This window comes from Pseudonocardia sp. MH-G8 (assembly GCF_002262885.1).
GTDB lineage: Bacteria > Actinomycetota > Actinomycetes > Mycobacteriales > Pseudonocardiaceae > Pseudonocardia.
Genome location: NZ_NKYF01000036.1, coordinates 44,871 through 60,286, shown reverse-complemented (window position 1 = coordinate 60,286; position 15,416 = coordinate 44,871). Strand labels below are relative to the sequence as shown.

At 71.8% G+C, this 15,416-nt stretch carries 14 protein-coding genes; 4 read left to right on the top strand and 10 right to left on the bottom strand.

Annotation, left to right across the window (positions count from 1 at the left end; genetic code table 11):
• Positions 1-101: 101 nt before the first annotated feature.
• Positions 102-356, top strand: coding sequence for a hypothetical protein (locus tag CFP66_RS42385; RefSeq protein ID WP_094931023.1), 255 nt, complete (start codon positions 102-104; stop codon positions 354-356).
• Positions 357-399: 43 nt separating this feature from the next.
• Here CFP66_RS42385 and CFP66_RS42380 read toward each other — a convergent pair whose 3' ends face one another.
• The 4 genes from CFP66_RS42380 to CFP66_RS42365 all read right to left on the bottom strand — a co-directional run bounded on the left by CFP66_RS42380 (position 400) and on the right by CFP66_RS42365 (position 4,558).
• A complete protein-coding gene (locus CFP66_RS42380) occupies positions 400-936 on the bottom strand; it encodes a universal stress protein (protein WP_233160172.1) in 537 nt (178 codons plus the stop codon).
• Positions 937-1,028: 92 nt separating this feature from the next.
• Complete coding sequence (locus tag CFP66_RS42375; RefSeq protein ID WP_094931021.1) at positions 1,029-1,781, bottom strand: hypothetical protein; 753 nt, start codon at positions 1,779-1,781, stop codon at positions 1,029-1,031.
• Entirely contained in the window at positions 1,768-3,330 is a 1,563-nt protein-coding gene (locus CFP66_RS42370) for a substrate-binding domain-containing protein (protein ID WP_233160171.1), read from the bottom strand. Before CFP66_RS42370 ends, CFP66_RS42375 begins: the two co-directional genes overlap by 14 nt.
• Positions 3,331-3,337: 7 nt before the next feature.
• Positions 3,338-4,558: a hypothetical protein gene (locus CFP66_RS42365; RefSeq protein ID WP_233160170.1), complete on the bottom strand. Its 1,221-nt coding sequence runs from the start codon at positions 4,556-4,558 to the stop codon at positions 3,338-3,340.
• Between the two features lie 115 nt (positions 4,559-4,673).
• Here CFP66_RS42365 and CFP66_RS42360 point away from each other — a divergent pair, with 115 nt between their 5' ends.
• Positions 4,674-6,713 (top strand): serine hydrolase, encoded by a 2,040-nt coding sequence (locus CFP66_RS42360; RefSeq protein WP_143517586.1) that lies wholly within the window; start codon positions 4,674-4,676, stop codon positions 6,711-6,713.
• A gap of 40 nt (positions 6,714-6,753) precedes the next feature.
• On the opposite strand, the gene CFP66_RS49675 is transcribed toward CFP66_RS42360, so the two are convergent.
• From CFP66_RS49675 to CFP66_RS42335, 5 genes are read right to left on the bottom strand one after another with little or no spacing between them, the layout of a single operon-like run.
• Entirely contained in the window at positions 6,754-7,569 is an 816-nt protein-coding gene (locus CFP66_RS49675) for an ABC transporter ATP-binding protein (protein WP_094931051.1), read from the bottom strand.
• Positions 7,569-8,384: an ABC transporter ATP-binding protein gene (locus CFP66_RS49670; protein ID WP_094931019.1), complete on the bottom strand. Its 816-nt coding sequence runs from the start codon at positions 8,382-8,384 to the stop codon at positions 7,569-7,571. The genes CFP66_RS49675 and CFP66_RS49670 overlap by 1 nt, the downstream gene beginning before the upstream one ends.
• A complete protein-coding gene (locus CFP66_RS42345; protein ID WP_094931018.1) occupies positions 8,381-9,256 on the bottom strand; it encodes an ABC transporter permease in 876 nt (291 codons plus the stop codon). Before CFP66_RS42345 ends, CFP66_RS49670 begins: the two co-directional genes overlap by 4 nt.
• Positions 9,253-10,302 carry an ABC transporter permease gene (locus tag CFP66_RS42340; protein ID WP_094931017.1) on the bottom strand — a complete coding sequence of 350 codons (1,050 nt, stop codon included), beginning with the start codon at positions 10,300-10,302 and terminating at the stop codon, positions 9,253-9,255. The genes CFP66_RS42345 and CFP66_RS42340 overlap by 4 nt, the downstream gene beginning before the upstream one ends.
• On the bottom strand, positions 10,274-11,887 hold the full coding sequence (locus CFP66_RS42335) for an ABC transporter substrate-binding protein (RefSeq protein ID WP_094931016.1): 1,614 nt from the start codon (positions 11,885-11,887) through the stop codon (positions 10,274-10,276). The genes CFP66_RS42340 and CFP66_RS42335 overlap by 29 nt, the downstream gene beginning before the upstream one ends.
• 160 nt (positions 11,888-12,047) lie before the next feature.
• Here CFP66_RS42335 and CFP66_RS42330 point away from each other — a divergent pair, with 160 nt between their 5' ends.
• Positions 12,048-12,626, top strand: a complete 579-nt coding sequence (locus CFP66_RS42330) for an Lrp/AsnC family transcriptional regulator (RefSeq protein ID WP_094931015.1) — start codon at positions 12,048-12,050, stop codon at positions 12,624-12,626.
• On the opposite strand, the gene CFP66_RS42325 is transcribed toward CFP66_RS42330, so the two are convergent.
• Positions 12,623-12,982 carry a hypothetical protein gene (locus CFP66_RS42325; protein WP_198962049.1) on the bottom strand — a complete coding sequence of 120 codons (360 nt, stop codon included), beginning with the start codon at positions 12,980-12,982 and terminating at the stop codon, positions 12,623-12,625. The two genes, CFP66_RS42330 and CFP66_RS42325, sit on opposite strands and share 4 nt — an antisense overlap.
• 195 nt (positions 12,983-13,177) lie before the next feature.
• Between CFP66_RS42325 and CFP66_RS42320 the strand changes: the two genes are divergently transcribed.
• Complete coding sequence (locus tag CFP66_RS42320; RefSeq protein ID WP_094931014.1) at positions 13,178-15,220, top strand: HNH endonuclease signature motif containing protein; 2,043 nt, start codon at positions 13,178-13,180, stop codon at positions 15,218-15,220.
• Positions 15,221-15,416: the final 196 nt, after the last annotated feature.

The window sequence follows — 15,416 nt, the reverse complement described above, 5'->3', positions numbered from 1 at the left end:
GTGGATGCGGGGTACCCGGCGGGTGTGCAACACGGTGAACGAGCCGGTCCGGCACCACCGACCGAGGACCGGGTCCACCCCATCGAGGTGAGGAGCACGTCATGGCCGCCTGCGAAGTCTGCGGCAACGACTACGACATGGCCTTCGAGGTGCACGCGCAGGGCAACGTGCACGTGTTCGACAGCTTCGAATGCGCCATCCACCGGATGGCGCCGGTGTGCGAGCACTGCGGATGCAGGGTGATCGGGCACGGCGTGCAGGCCGGTGGCCGGTTCTTCTGCTGCGCGCACTGCGCGCAGGCCACCGGTGCCGGCAGCGGGCTGCGCGACCGCGTGGAGACCGCCGGCGCCTCCTGACGCGCGGGAGCGACACGCCGGTGCACCAGGCGCACCGGCGTGGTCACCCGGTCTGGTCGGGCGGGGCGGGCACCAGGACCAGCGGGCACTTCACGTGATGGGCGCAGCGTTGCGCGACCGAACCGGTGAGCGCACCGGTGATGGCGCCATGTCCGTGGTTGCCCAGGACCAGGAGATCGGCCTCGCGTGCCTCCTCCAGCAGGACGGTGGCTGCCGCACCGCGCACGACCTCTCGCTCCACGGACTGCTGCGCGTCGACCGGCAATGCTGTGATCGCCTCGTTGAGCCACGCCTGAGCGGCCGCGGTGAACTCCTCGTCGTCGAGCATGCTCTGCGCGGTCAGCCCGCCTGCGATCTCCGCTCCGCTGCCCACCATCGGCATCGGCTCGCTGACCGCGACAGCACGTACGCGCGATCCGCTCCCCCGCGCGTGCTCGACCGCCCAGCGCAGCGCCGCGACGCCCGCGGCCGTGCCGTCGACCCCGACGACGATCCGCTCCCGCCGCCCGTGGCCCTGGTCGTCCCGCCCCGCACCGGCGTACGGGGTGGCGTCGTCGGCCTGGCCCCTGGTCACCGTCACCTCGGCGTCCTCCTCGGTTCGGTCTCCTGGGTTCGGCGTACCCGTTGCGACACCGGTGCATCCGACGCAGTCCGCTTCGGGCATCGCGTCCGTCAGCGGAACACCGCGATGGGATGCACGGTCAGCGTCCGCGTCGCGGCGTCCCAGTCACCGGCCAGGCCGAGGCATCGCGCTCTTCCGGCTGGAAGAACCGTGGAGCGCAGGCCGTCGTCGGAACAGACGATCCGTACCTTCGCCTCCGAAGCGGGGTCGGCGGGGTCGCCGAAAGGGGCCTCGAACGTGGTGGACTCCTCGGTCCGTTGGACTGCCCGGAACCGACCGAGCACGGACACGAACGCGTCCACGTCGCGCAGGTGGACGCCTCCGGCGGGCGGGCGGCCTGCGAACGCCCGGTCGAGCGCGTCGCTCGCCCCGACCTCCTGCCGGGTCAGGTCCACGTCGACGATGTCGGCCGCCCGCTCGAGGACGTCGACGATGATCGAGACAACCGTGATCGGCTCCGCCTTCTCGATGTAGGTGCGGAACACCTCGCTGTTCACGCCGCGGCTGGCCCGCGCTCGCAGCGGCGCCAGCTCCGCGGACGCCTCCAGCTCGGCACCGCTGCTGATCCGCTCCTGCACCTCGTGGCGCAGCGCGGCCTTGTACTTGCCGCCGTACTGGCGGTAGAGGTCCATGACGGAGCTCTCGTCGAGGTAGATGGTGATGCTGTGGCGGGGCCCGGACCTGTGGTCCCGGCGGTGGGTGAGCACGATGGCGACCGCGGCCGCGATCAGCGCGATCGTGGCACCCCAGACGAGCAGCCACGGCCACCACACGGCGAGCCAGGCCCGGTCAGCGACAGCCACGGAGCTCCTCGAATGCGTGGGAGAGGTCGGTTCCGGCGTCGACCGCCCGCCCGCCGGTGGCCGTCGCGACCCTCGCCAGCTCGGCGGCGTCGGCCTCGCCGACCCGGATGGTGAACAGCGGCACGGCCGGCCGGCCGGGTGCGTTCTGCCGGTCGATGAGCTCGTCGGCGGTGAGGCCCGCGTTGCTGAGGCCGTCGGTCATCAGGACGATCGACACCGGTGTCGCGGGGTCGGCCGCGAGCGTCCTGGTCGCGATGCCGTACCCGTGTTCGGCCGCGCTCCAGACCGCGGTGCTCTCGTCGAACTCCTCGGCACCGACGAAGTTCCGCAGCGCGGCCAGTTCGGCCGGATCGCCGGCCGCGAACTCGCGTTCTGCCAGCACCTCGCTCCCGAACCGGGCGACGGTGACGCGCTCGCCCGCGTAGAACCGCACGAACGACGCGTCGCCCGTGCCGGTGAGCTCAGCGAACGCTGTGCGCAGTGCAGCGATCCGGTCGCCGCGCATCGACCCGGAGAAGTCGAGCAGGAAGATCGTGTGGCCCGGCGGCCGGGTCTGCATCGCCTCGTAGTCGGCGAGCAGTGCGTCCACCACGTCCAGCCGGTCCGGGAAGTACAGCGCGTTGCCGGTGGTCGCCGGCAGCTGCGGCAGGCGCGCGACGTCCGGGTCGATCGGCCTGCGCGCGGTCAGCTCCATGATCCGCCGCTGGACGGGTTCGGTGAGCAGCCACTCGACCACCCGGTCGTAGGCATCGCGGTGCGCCGGGTCCAGGAGGAGGAGCGGGAAGTCGGACTGGATGATCCCGTCGGTCGGGTAGACGATCTCCAACGGCTCCGCCAGCCGACCGGTGGCGTTGAGTGACAGCAGGGTGGACTCCGACGCCACCAGTGCGTCCAGCTCCGGCTCGCGCGCCACGAAGCCGTCGACGAGTGCGGCCGATCCGTCGGCGCGCAGTACGTGCCCGGTGAGCAGGCCGCGGAGCCGGTCGCAGGTGACGTCCTCGGGTTGCAGGGCGCGGCCGCTGCCTGCCGCTGCCGTGGCGACGCCGACCAACGCGGCGAGCCCACTCCCGGACCGGCGCGGCTCGGCCATCCCGAACCGCAGCTCGCCGGCTGCGGCACTCGCGGCGAGGTCTGCCCACGAGATCGGTCCGTCGGTCCGCAGCCGTGCGGCGACGGCGGGCTTCATGCCCACCGCCACCGGCGACAACATGATGGACGTGCTGGGCGGCCGAGGCCCGGCGTACCCGGACTCCGCGAGCTCGAGGTGGAAGTAGCGATCCGACGACAGCCAGGCGGCGTCGTGCTCGTACACCCCGGGGCGGAGCGCGCCGACGGCGTCGAGACCGTGGCCCATGTCCAGCTGCAGGTCGATGCCGGTGTCCGCGCGCAGGTCTGCGAGCAGCGGCTCGATGCCGGCCAGCTCCGGCGTGGCGAGCACCCGCAACGTGGCCGGGGCCGGCGGGGTCAGGCCACAGGCTGCCAGCGCTGCCAGCACCGCCAGCACGGCGCAGAGCCGGGCGAGCGGTCGCACGGCGAGCAGCGGGAACACGGCCGCGTCAGCCGGGGATCGGGGGGCAGTCGCCGACGGCGGTGATCATCGCCTCCAGCGTCGGCACGTCCGGCAACAGCGCCCGCGTGTACTGGTCCGACATCGATGGCGCCGGCACGCCCCGCTCGGCCAGGAACCCGGGAAGCTCCGCGCTGGAGTCGTCGAGGCTCGGGTCGAGCACGCGATATCCGAGCTCCAGAGCCCGCCTGCGGAGCTCGGGATCCGTGGTCAGGTAGTCGCCCAGCCATTGCGCTTCCGCGGTGAGCGCGACGAGCGTCGGTTCGTTCTGGAACGTCGCGTCCGGGTAGAGCAGCACCCGGTCCTCGTCCAGCCCGGCACCGGCGTCGACCCGGCCGAGCTGGTAGGCGAGGTACTGGTGCTCGTAGATCACGATGACCGGGACGAGCCCACGCCCTTCGGGGATGAAGTACAGGACGTCCGGCGCGCGCGTCGGCAGGCCCTGCTCACGCAGCAGCGGCCGGATCTGCCTCGCCAGCTCGACCCCGTCCTCCTCCGAATCCGGCACTCCGCCTCGTGTCATGAAGGCGACCAGCCCGAGGTAGGTGGCCGCACTGTTGGCCGCGCACACGTTCGAGGTCTGCGCCAGCACGGTGTTCCCGTTGCTGACGCCCTGCCGGCCGATGCCGAGATCGTCCCACGTCCGGCCGGCCCGCCCCTGGTCCAGGAACGGACCGAGCGACAGGTCGTAGTAGATGGGGCGCCCGGGATCCTGGCCGGGCTGGGGCCGCGCGAGGCCCGCCGCGCGCAGTGTCTCGGCGTACTCCCGGTAGGTCGCGAGCACGATCGGGCTGACGAAGACGCGGTGCGCGGAGGCGTACTCCTGCGCCTGCTGCCGGCGCTGCTGGACGAGTTCGGCCGTCGGCTGACCCGACGGGAAGACGAAGTCGACCCCCTCGAAGTCGGCACGCGCCGCTTCACGGGAGCCCAGCCGCGTGGTCTGCACGGTGACGTGGCGACGCAGCAGCTGGGCACGCACCTGAGGATCGTCGAGGTACTCGAGCTTCGAGCCGCCGACACCCACCAGCGTGACCATCGGCTGGAACGGCAATGCGACCGTGCCCGACAACAGCAGTGCGACGACGCCGGCGAGAGCGAGCGCCGCAACCGGCACGAACCGCCACAGGAACCGACGACTGCGGTAGAACGGCGCCGGCCGGGGCCGGACGGCGAGCAGCGGCTCGCCAGGCGCGGGCGCAGATGCGGACAACCTGCTCGTTCCCCCCGGGACGTCGGCTCCGCTGCGGCACATGTGATGTCAGCGCCGTGTCGGCGCACAGTATGTCGCGAGATCGACCCGGTCCGCTACGACGATCTGTGAGGACGTGCCCCGGCTGCTCGGGGGAGAGCCACCGTACAGATGTCCCGGTAGCCCCATCGCGCTCGTGATCGCCCTTATCTACGGTCTCGATCATGAACGGTGTGACGTGCACATCCTGCTGAGTCGAATCGCACCGACCCTCCTCGTACTCGCCTCCGCCCTGGCCCCGGTCGCGCACCCGGTCGAATCTCTCGCGCAATCGCGGGCGAGCACGGGCGTCAATACGACGACGCAGGACCCGACGGATCTCACGGCCACCGTCGACGGGATGTTGCATTCCCAGCTGCGTGATCTCGGGATACCGGGTGCGACGGTCAGCATCGTCGGGGGCGGGCGCCGCATCCTCGAGAAGGGCTACGGTCTGGCCGACGTCGGAGATGCCCGTCCCGTCTCGGCGGAGCGGACCACCTTCCACATCAATTCCGTCACCAAGGTGTTCACCGCCACTGCCGTGATGCAACTCGTGGAGCAGGGGCGAATGGCCCTCGACGCCGACGTCAACACCTACCTGACTGCATTCGACATCGTCGACACCTACCCCGGCCGTCCCGTTCGTCTCCAGGACCTCCTGACGCACACGAGCGGGTTCGAAGATCCACTCGTCGACCCGGCCACACCCCGATCGCCGACGTTGGCCGAGCACGTGGCCCGGCACCAGCCCCCACGGGTCCGCCCGCCCGGCGAGGTGCACTCCTACGCCGACTACAACTACGACCTCGCCGGACACCTCGTCGAGATCGTGAGCGGCCGGCCGTACGAGCAGTACGTGTCAGAACAGATCCTGACGCCCCTGGGCATGGCCGAGACCCGGTTCGCCGTGCGGCCGACGGATCCGCTGAGCCCCGAGCACGCCCTCTCCTACACCCACGACGGCGACCGGCTGGTCGAGGCCGAGCGCGGGTTCGACGGCCGGGCGCCGAGCGTCGGGATCGTCACGACCGCAGCGGACATGAGCCGGTTCCTGCTCGCGCAGTTGGGGCATCCCGTCGATGGGGTCCGGCTCCTGGCGCCGCCGGTGGTGGATCTGATGCACCGCGAGCATTTCGGGCGTGCGCAGGGCCAGCCGGGAGTGACCATCCCGCTGTTCGAATCCTTCCGCGGCGATTCCCGCCTGCTCGGCCACAGCGGCGAAGGTCCCGGCAGCCACAGCATGCTCACCCTGTGGCCGCAGCGTGGGATCGGCCTTTTCGTCGCGTACAACGGCGACGGTCTGGGCGGACAACCACCCTTCGACGGCACCTACCGTGCTCGTGAGGAACTGCGCAACGCCGTCGTCGACGCGGTGGCCGGTCTCCCACGGCCGAGTTCGGCCGGGCCGGTGACGCCGCCCGGGCCGGTCTCCGGGACGTACCGGTGGGTCAAGTTCACCCACCGCGACCCCGCCCAGCTGTTCACCCTGCTCGCGGTCCCCGATCTGGCGGTGGACGTGGTTGCCGGCGGCATCGTCACGCGAGGCTTCTCCGCGGGAGCAGGGCGCAGCGAGCGCGCATGGACCGCGGAGCGCGAGGGCGTCTACCGCTCGGACGACGGTAGTGCGCTCACCTTCAGCGTCGTGCGCGACGGGACACCGTGGCGCGCCGCCACGTCGTACAACAACTACTCCTTCGTCCTGGACCGGGTGCCGTGGTACGACGAGCTGGACCTGCACCTCGCCGCCTTCTCGGCGGCGCTGCTCTCGCTCTCGACGATGCTGGCGTGGCCCGCCGCGTGGCTGCTGCGCAGGTCCTCGCGGCGCCGTGGTCCGCGTGCCGCGCGGGCGGCCCGCCTGCTCGCGGCCGGCACGTTCGTCGTGCTGATCGGAGTGGCCGCCGCCGGTCAGTACGCCTTCGTCCTCGGCGCCGACGCAGGCGCCGTTCTCGCGCTGCACACGGCGACATCCCTCGTGATCGCAGCGACCGCAGGGACCGTCGTGTGCGCGGCACTCGCATGGCGGCGCCGCTGGTGGAGCCGGAGCGGACGCGCCCACTTCGCGATCCTCGCCACGGCACTCGCTGTCGTGCTGGTGTTCGTCCTGCGCTACGACCTCGTCGGCCTGACGCGGTGACGTCCCCCGGCCTCCTCCGTCGGGCGCATCTCCGATCCCGTCAGCGCAGGACCGCCTCGAGCGGGTACCCGGCGTCGTCGACGGGCGGTGCGGGCATGCGTCCGGAGCCGTCCGGCACCGGCACCGCCGCCAGCAACGCCTGCGTGTAGGGGTGCTGCGGGTCGCGCCAGATCTCCTGCGCGGGGCCCGACTCGACGATCCTCCCCCGGTACATGACGACGAGCCGGTCGGCGATCAGCCGCACCACCGACAGGTCGTGGGAGATGAACAGCAGGCCTGCCCCACTGTCCACCGCGAGGTCGCGCATCAACGCCGCCACGATCGCCTGCGTCGACGCGTCCAGCGCGGAGATCGGCTCGTCGCCGATGAGCAGGTCCGGGCGCGCCGCGAGGGCCCGGGCGATCGCGATGCGCTGGCGCTGGCCGCCCGAGAACTCGTGCGGATGACGCCGGGCGGCGTCCGGGTCCAGCCCTACCCGCCGCAGCCACGCTCCGGGTTCGGAGGACGCGGCACCGCGCGCCACGGCGGCGCGCACCCCGTCGCCGATCTGCACGCCGATCGGGCGCCGGGGGTGCAGCGAGGCGTAGGGGTCCTGGAACACCATCTGGACGCGGGTGAGCGCGGCCGGACGGCGGCGCAGCCCGAGCGGTGTGACGGGCGTGCCCTCGAACGCCACGGTGCCCGCCGCAGGCTTCACCAGGCCGCAGATCGCGCGCGCGATGGTGGACTTGCCGCACCCCGACTCCCCCACCAGGCCCACGACCTGCCCGGCGTCCACGGTGAGGTCGACGCCGTCGACGGCACGCACCGGCGGGCGACCCCGGTAGGTCACGCGCAGCCCGGTCACGTCGAGCATCACGTTGCCTCCAACCGGCGCACGTCGTCGAGGGTCTGCACGCCGCCTGCGGTGCCGGGCAGGCTCGCCAGCAGCGATGCGGTGTAGGGGTGCGCGGGCGCGGTGAACACCTGGTGGCGCTCGCCGTTCTCCACGACCGTGCCGTGCCGCATCACCGCGACCCGGTCGGCCACCGCGCTCATGACGCCGAGGTCGTGGGTCACCAGCAGCACGGCCAGGCCCATCTCCGAGGCCAGGTCGCGCAGCAGGTGCAGCACCCCGGCCTGCACGGTGACGTCGAGCGCGGTGGTGGGCTCGTCGGCGATGAGGACCTTCGGCGAGCACGCCAGCGCGATGGCGATCGCGATCCGCTGCCGCTGCCCGCCGGAGAACTGGTGCGGGTAGCGGCGCAGCGCGCCGGCCGGATCGGGGATGCGCACCCTGCCCAGCAGCTCGACGGCCCGCTCGCGCGCGGCGCCGCGGCTCGATCCGAGGTGGTGGCGCAGGTGGTCGGTGAGCTGCGCGCCCACGCTGAGCATCGGGTGCAGGCTCGTCGACGGGTCCTGGAACACCATGGCGATCTCGGTGCCGCGCAGGGCGTTGCGCCGGGCCGGGGGGAGCGCGAGGAGCTCCTGGCCGCCGTAGGTGACGCTCCCGGTCACCTGCGACCCGGGCGGCAGCAACCCCATCACCGCGAGACCCGTCATCGTCTTGCCCGACCCGGACTCCCCGGCCAGCCCCTGGATCCGGCCCGCCTCCAGGGTCAGGTCCACGCCACGCAGGATCTCGGTCCCGCCGATGCCGAGCGTGAGGCCGGAGACGTCCAGCACCGTCATCGCGTCTCCGCCTTCCCGAGGACGCCCGCGGTGCGGGGGTCGAGCGCGTCGCGCAGCGCGTCGCCGAGGAAGTTGAACGCCATCACGACGGTCAGGATGGCCAGGCCGGGGAACACGCCCATCCACCAGGAGTCGAAGTGCTGCACCGCGGTGGCCACCATCGATCCCCACTCGGCGGTCGGCGGCTTCGCCCCGAGACCGAGGAACGACAGGCCCGACAACAGCAGGGTCGCGGTGCCGATGTCCAGGCTCGCCAGGATCAGCACCGGCCCCACCACCATCGGGACGATGTCGGTGCGCAGGGACCGCATTGCGGAGAAGCCGAGCAGCCGGTCGGCCAGCACGTAGTCGGCGTTCCGGACGCCCATCACGAGCCCGCGCGTCACGCGGGCGTACGCGGGCCAGGACACCACCAGCGCGGCCAGCACCGCGTTGACGAGGCTCGCCCCGAGCGCCGCGGCCACCACCATGGCGAGGATGACGATGGGGAACGCCATCACCAGGTCGGTCACCCGCATCACGGTCTCGTCGACCCAGCGCCCGAAGAACCCGGCAGCCAGCCCGAGGAGGCCACCGACCACCACCGACAGCCCGACGAGCAGGAGCGCGAGCGGCACCGTCACCTGCGCGCCCGCGAGCACGCGGGTGAGGACGTCGCGGCCGAGCTCGTCGGTGCCGAACCAGTGCGCGGCGCTGGGTGCCTCGAGTCGTGCGAAGTCCTGCACGAGCGGGCCGTAGGGCCACAGCACCGGCCCGAGGACGGCGGCGAGGATCCACATCGCCGCCACCACCGCACCCGTGATGCCCAGCGGTGTGCGCCAGGCCTCGGGAACCCGCTTCGTGAACCGCGCTCGCAGGCCGTTCTCGCTCATGAGACCCGAACCCGGGGGTCGATCACGCCGTAGAGCAGGTCCACGACCAGGTTGATCACGACGTAGATGACGCCGACGACGAGCCCGACGCCCATCACGCCGGGCAGGTCGAGGTGTGATGCGGCCTGGTAGGCGTAGGAACCCATGCCGGGCCACGAGAAGATCTGCTCCACCAGGACGGTGCCCGAGAGCAGCGCGCCGAACGCCAGGCCCACCACCGTCAGGATCGGCACCAGCGCGGCGCGCAGCACGTAGCGCACGAGCACGGTGCGCCCCGGCAGCCCTTTCGCCCGCGCCGAGCGCACGTAGTCCTGGTCGAGGACCTCCAGCACGGCGGAGCGGGTGAACCGGGTGAGCAGCCCGACCGTGTAGAGCGTCAGCACCAGCGTGGGCAGCATCAGGTGCGCGACGGCGTCGGCGAACGTCTCCCACTCCCCGGCGAGCAGGGAGTCCACCGTGTACAGACCGGTGACGTCCGGCGGCGCGGTGGTGGCCGGGGAGAGCCGGCCCGAACCGGGGGCGATGTCGAGCTGGTAGGAGAAGACGTAGAACGACACCATCGCCAGCCAGAACGTCGGCACCGAGATGCCCACCAGCGACACGAGCCGCAGCGCGCTGTCGGTGAGGTGCCCGCGCCGCACCGCGGCCACCACTCCGAGGCCGACGCCGATCAGGATCGACAGCACGATCGCGCCGACCGCGATCTCCAGCGTGGCGGGCACCGCCGCCGACAGGTCGGCCACGACCGACCGGTGGGTCTGCTGCGACTCCCCGAGGTCGCCCTGCACCAGGTTCCCGAGGTAGGTCACGTACTGCTCGGGCAACGGCCGGTCGAGCCCGTAGTGGGCGCGGTAGGCCGCCACGATCGCCGGGTCCTCCGCCGCCTGCTGCCCGAGGTTGGCCGCCACCGTGTCGCCGGGCACGAGGTTCGTCAGCACGAACGTCACCAGGGTGACGCCGAGGACCAGCAGCGCGGACACCCCGAGGCGGCGCAGCACGTACCGGACCAGCGGGTGGCTACTGCGCTGCGTCGACACCGATGTCACCGAGGTCGACCGTCCAGATCGGGTTGTACACCGCTCCCGTCACCGAGTTCGCCGTGACGATGTTGGACGGCGGCTGCACGAGCGGGATGAACGGGCCGCCGGCGTTGAGGCTCTCCTGGAACCGGTGGTAGGCCGCCTCGCGCTGCGCGGGGTCGACGGTCGCGTCCGCTGCGGTGGCCGCCGCGGCGATGTCCGGCGCCGCCGTGGCGGTCCAGTTCGCGCGCTCGCCGATCAGCCCGTCGGGGGCGAAGGCCAGGTAGTTGGAGGGGTCCGGGAAGTCCGGGGCCCAGTACCAGAGCCCCATCTGCTCCTTGCCGTTGCGGTAGTTGTCCAGCTCGGTGGCCACGGGGGCCGGCGCCAGGTCGACGGCGATGCCGGCGGCGGCGAGCTGGGACTGCAGCCGCTCTGCGATCGTCTGGAAGCTCAGGCCGTTGAGCGTGAGGTCGCTCGGGTAGGCGAGCGTGGGCCGCTCGCCCGCCATCCCGCTGGCGGCGAGATCGGCCGCGGCGCCCGCGGGGTCGTGGGTCAGAGCCCCCGCGGCGGGCAGCGCCCCCGTGATCAGCGACGGGATGATGCCGCCTGGCTGCACGGCGCCCGCGCCCGCCACGCCCAGCAGCCCGGGGTAGTCGATGGCCTTCTTCACGGCCGAGACGTACTGCGGGTTGCTGGTGGCGGGCGAGATCTCGGCGCTCTGGTTGAGCATCAGGAAGATCATGTACGCCGACGGGCCGCTGGTGACGGTGACCCTGCCCGCGTCCAGGCCCTGCACCTGGTCGCCGGAGAGGTCGAGCGCGACCTGGCTGTCGCCCTTCTGGACGTTCAGCGCCTGGGTCGCCGCCTTGACGTTGCGGACCACGACCGTGTCGTAGGCCGGCCGGTCCGGGCCGTTGTAGGCCTCGTTGCGGGTCAGCACGGCCTGGCTGGCCACGTCGAGCGACTCGAGGACGTACGGGCCCGAACCCGCCGACGCGCTGTTGAGGAACTTCTCGGCGGCGTCGCTCTCGTCGGTGGTGCCGCCGTTGGCCTGCACGACCTCGGCGTTGACGATCGACAGCGCCGGGTTGGGCAGGATGAACGGCAGGGCCGGGTTCGGCTCGGCACTGGTGAGCACCACCGTGGCGTCGTCCTTCTTGGCCACGGTGACGCCGTCGAGCAGGAACGACGGGTTGCCCTTCATCCCGGCGAGACGCTGCAGGGAGAACACCACGTCGTCGGCGGTGACCGGGGTGCCGTCGGAGAAGACGCGCCCCTGTGCCAGCGGCAGGGTCAGCGTCGTCGCGTCCGGCGAGAGCTCGTAGGAGGTCGCGAGCGCTCCGACCGGCGTGGTGAGGTCGTTGCCCTCGAAGGTCAGCAGCGTCTCGTACATGCCCTTGGTGAGCAGCTGCCCGGTGAGCTCGTACTCGCGGCCCGGGTCGATCGTCTTGAGGTCGAAGCTCGAGTCGACGACGAGCGCGCCGCCGCCCGAACCACCGCCGCCCTCGGACGAGCCGCCCCCGCAGGCGGCCACGGTCACGGCCACCAGCGTGGCGGCAGCAGCCAGGGCCGCCGAGCGACCCCGGGCGCGGATGGAAATCCGACCGATCATGTGTACCTCCGCGCACGCTTGTCGCGGCTCGACGGATTGCGCCCGCAGCCAGCGTTCCCTGGACGATTTCGCAGCATCATGCTCCACTGATTCTCAGCCCGTCCAGTAGACGCCGATCACGTCGGACGAACGTCATCCGCGGTGGCCAGAGAGGGCAAGAATGTCCAGGAGCAAGGATTCCAGCGGGCCCCCGACTGGACGATCTCCGCTCGACGACGTCGACCAGCGGATCCTCGCCGGGCTGCGGACCGACGGCCGCATCTCGATGTCGGCGCTCGCCGACCAGGTGGGAGTATCCCGGGCAACGGTCTACACCCGCGTGGAGAACCTGGTCGCCTCCGGCGTGATCACGGGTTTCAGCGCCCAGGTCGACCCGCTCAAGGTGGGATTCGGCATCTGCACCCTGGTGTTCGTCACGGTGAGCCCGCAGACGTGGGCCTCGTTCCGGCGCCGGGTCCTGGAGATGAGCCAGGTCGAGTACTGCGCCGTCACCACCGGCGAGCACGACGCCATGCTGCTCGTCCGCGCCCGCGACGTGGCCGAGGTGCACCACTTCGTCACCGACGTGCTGTCACTGCTGCCCGAGATCCGCGCGGTCGAGTCGGTGCTCGTGATGGACGAGGTGCTCCGCAGGCCCTACCTGCTGCCGGGCGACATCCCGGCCGCCCCACCCCCGGCTCAGCAGGTGGGCATGACGAGGTTCATCCGGTCGAGCGGGGACCACACCGGGCCCGACTAGCGCAGGACTTCCGCGCAGACGCTGACCTGGTCGCCGTCCGCCGTGCGGAAGTCCTCCACCAACCGCAGGCCGTCGGCATGCGACTCGACGCGGCTCTCCGCCGCACCGCTGACGACCTCACCGGTAGCCGCCACGACGTGCGTGAAGCGGATCGAGATCCGCCGCTCCTCACGCGTGCCGACGAAGCGGCCGATGCGTACCGTGTCGCCCTCGTACTCCCCCCAGACCATGCCGTCGCGCTCGTGGTAGTCGAAGACGGTGGGCGACGACGCGTCCACCTCGCTCGCCGTCGACGACACCATCGCGAATCGACGCCCGTCGAGGGCGAGGTCGGAGGTGGATCCGATGGTGGTCATACGGAGATCATGCCCGCCCCGGACGGCGGACGTGGACGTGCCACCCGGGACTGCGAGGGCAGGGCGCTTCCTCGATTGCCGGGGAATCTCACGTTCCGTCATCGAGACTTGAGCTTTTCGGGGGAACCTACATTTCTCCTTCTGACCGGCCCGCATTTGCCCGGTTCTGTCGGTGGTCGAACGTAAGTTCGAGTTATGGCCGAAGTGGTGGACCTCGTGGACCAGGCGGTGGCACTCCCGCCCGGTCCGGAGCTGTCCGCCGTGCTCGGCGGGTTGCCATGGGAGAAGATCCCGAACGCCCGGCTGGTCGAGGTGGTGCAGGCCCGGTCGCGGCAGTTGGCGCATGATCAGGCGGAGTTGTTCGCCGGACTGGTGGAGATCACCCACGCCGTCGCGGTGGCCGACCTGCCCGGCAAGCCGCGCGGCACGGAGACCAGCGGCGGGGCAGGCGGCCAGGCCGACGACCCGGTCGGTGGCTGGGCCGGCGCGGAGGCCGGTGAGCGGCCGGCGGCCGAGGCCGAAACCGTGGCGCGGGCCGGGAAGCGGTTCGAATGGGCCGCGCACGAAATCGCCGCCGGACTCACCTGGACCCCCACCGCCGCCGATCGCGAACTCACATTCGCCACCGCGCTGATCGAGCGCCTGCCCACTGTGTTCACCGCGCTGCAGCAAGGCCGAATCGACCGCAGCAAGGCGCGGGTGTTCGTCGACCACCTCGACCCCGCGAACGGCGATGTCACCGAGCAGCAGAGCCGCCTGTTGCGGGAGCGGTTCCTGCCGCAGGCCCCCGGACTGACCACCAAACAGTTGTCGGATCGGCTGTACCGGGCGATGCACGCGATCGACCCGGAGTTTCGGCGGCGCCGCTACCAACGTGCCATCCGGGAACGCAGCGTGGCCCTCTATCTCGACAGCAAGGGCACCGCCACCCTCGTCGGTGACGGGTTGCCCCCGGACGAGGCCGCCGCCGCGGCCGGACGCATCGACCGGCTGGTCGAAGCAGCCAAGCGAGCCGGACACCTCGGGCGACGGCCGCAGATCAGCGCCGACCTCTACCTCGGGATGTTGAACGGCGCCTTCCACCGGCTCACCGAGGCGCAGATCATCGCAGCGCTCCTGGCCGCACCCCGCCCCGAAGACAACCCACCCCCTGACGCCACCGCCGACGACACGGCAGCCGATGACGCCGACGACGCCGAGCCCGCCGACGAGACCACGCTCGCCGAAGATACGGCGGACGGCCCCGAAGCGGACATCGAAACCGGCGACGCACCCGACCCGACCACCGGCGAGAACACCGAGCAACCCACGCCCGACCACGCGGCCGGCGACCGGATGGCCACCCGGGAAGGCATCGAGATCCGCCTCGGACTCGCCACCCTCGCCGGACTCGACGACCGCCCCGGCGAGATCCCCGGCCTCGGCCCCATCGGCGCCACCCTCGCTCGCAACGCCGTCGCCGCACAGCGACGCGGAGCATCCTGGAAGTTCGCCATCGTCGACACCCGCGGCCACCTCCTCCTCGCCGGGACCATCCGCCGCCGACCCCGCAACCACCCCGACCAGAACCCCCGCCCCGACCCCGGTTCCGGGGCACGTGCCGGTCGAGTCCGGGGCGGAGTGGTCGAGTTGCACATCTCCGTCGAGGAACTCGAGCGCTATGCCGCCGACCCCGCGCTCGCCGATTGGCATCCGCTGCTGGCCGAGATCGCCGCCCGCTGGGCTGATCGTGACAACCTGCGTGCCCGTCTGGCCGCGCATCCGCGCGCCCGGTTCGCCCGCGGCCCGCTCGCCGATCATGTCCGTGCCCGTGACCGCAGCTGCTGCGGGCCCGGCTGCACCCGCACCGCCAGCAGCTCAGATCTGGACCACACCAACGATCACGGCCGCGGCGGCAAAACCGTCGAGGGAAACATCGGCCCGGCCTGCAAACGGCACCATCCGGACAAGGACCGCGGCTGGAGCCTCACCCAACCCTCACCCGGGCTGTTCCGGTGGCTCAGCCCGCTCGGGCGCGTCTACTGGACGCGCGGGGAGCCGATCCGGCTCGACCTACCCGACCCCGACCCCGACCCCGACCGGCACCCCGAAGATCAGGACCGCGACGACGCCGATCACGACCAGCGGCTACGCCGGTATGACCCGCGGATTCTGGACCGACCCGCCACCGACCCACCCCGGCCACCACCACCGATACCGAACCCGCTACCCCCGCAGAACGACGAGCCGCCGTTCTGAGCCCGACCGCAGCGCCTGCGTGCGTAGTCCTCCTCAGCGCCACCGTGCTGCCGCACACGCTGCACCATCCACGATCGTCAGATCGGTGCGAAAGCCGACCGGATCCGACGGGAAACGCGCCGATTCGGCGATCACTGCCCGCCGCACACACCGCCACCTCTCCGCACACAGGCCCGGGCTCACGATCATCGCCGAC

Excerpts from the sequence above, each read along its gene's own strand:
- CFP66_RS42385 (WP_094931023.1), top strand. The coding sequence starts at position 102 with ATGGCCGCCTGCGAAGTCTGCGGCAACGACTACGACATGGCCTTCGAG.
- CFP66_RS49675 (WP_094931051.1), bottom strand. The coding sequence starts at position 7,569 with ATGCTCGACGTGACCGGGCTGCGCGTGACCTACCGGGGTCGCCCGCCG.
- CFP66_RS49670 (WP_094931019.1), bottom strand. The coding sequence starts at position 8,384 with ATGACGGTGCTGGACGTCTCCGGCCTCACGCTCGGCATCGGCGGGACC.
- CFP66_RS42345 (WP_094931018.1), bottom strand. The coding sequence starts at position 9,256 with ATGAGCGAGAACGGCCTGCGAGCGCGGTTCACGAAGCGGGTTCCCGAG.
- CFP66_RS42335 (WP_094931016.1), bottom strand. The coding sequence starts at position 11,887 with ATGATCGGTCGGATTTCCATCCGCGCCCGGGGTCGCTCGGCGGCCCTG.
- CFP66_RS42330 (WP_094931015.1), top strand. The coding sequence starts at position 12,048 with ATGTCCAGGAGCAAGGATTCCAGCGGGCCCCCGACTGGACGATCTCCG.
- CFP66_RS42325 (WP_198962049.1), bottom strand. The coding sequence starts at position 12,982 with ATGACCACCATCGGATCCACCTCCGACCTCGCCCTCGACGGGCGTCGA.
- CFP66_RS42320 (WP_094931014.1), top strand. The coding sequence starts at position 13,178 with ATGGCCGAAGTGGTGGACCTCGTGGACCAGGCGGTGGCACTCCCGCCC.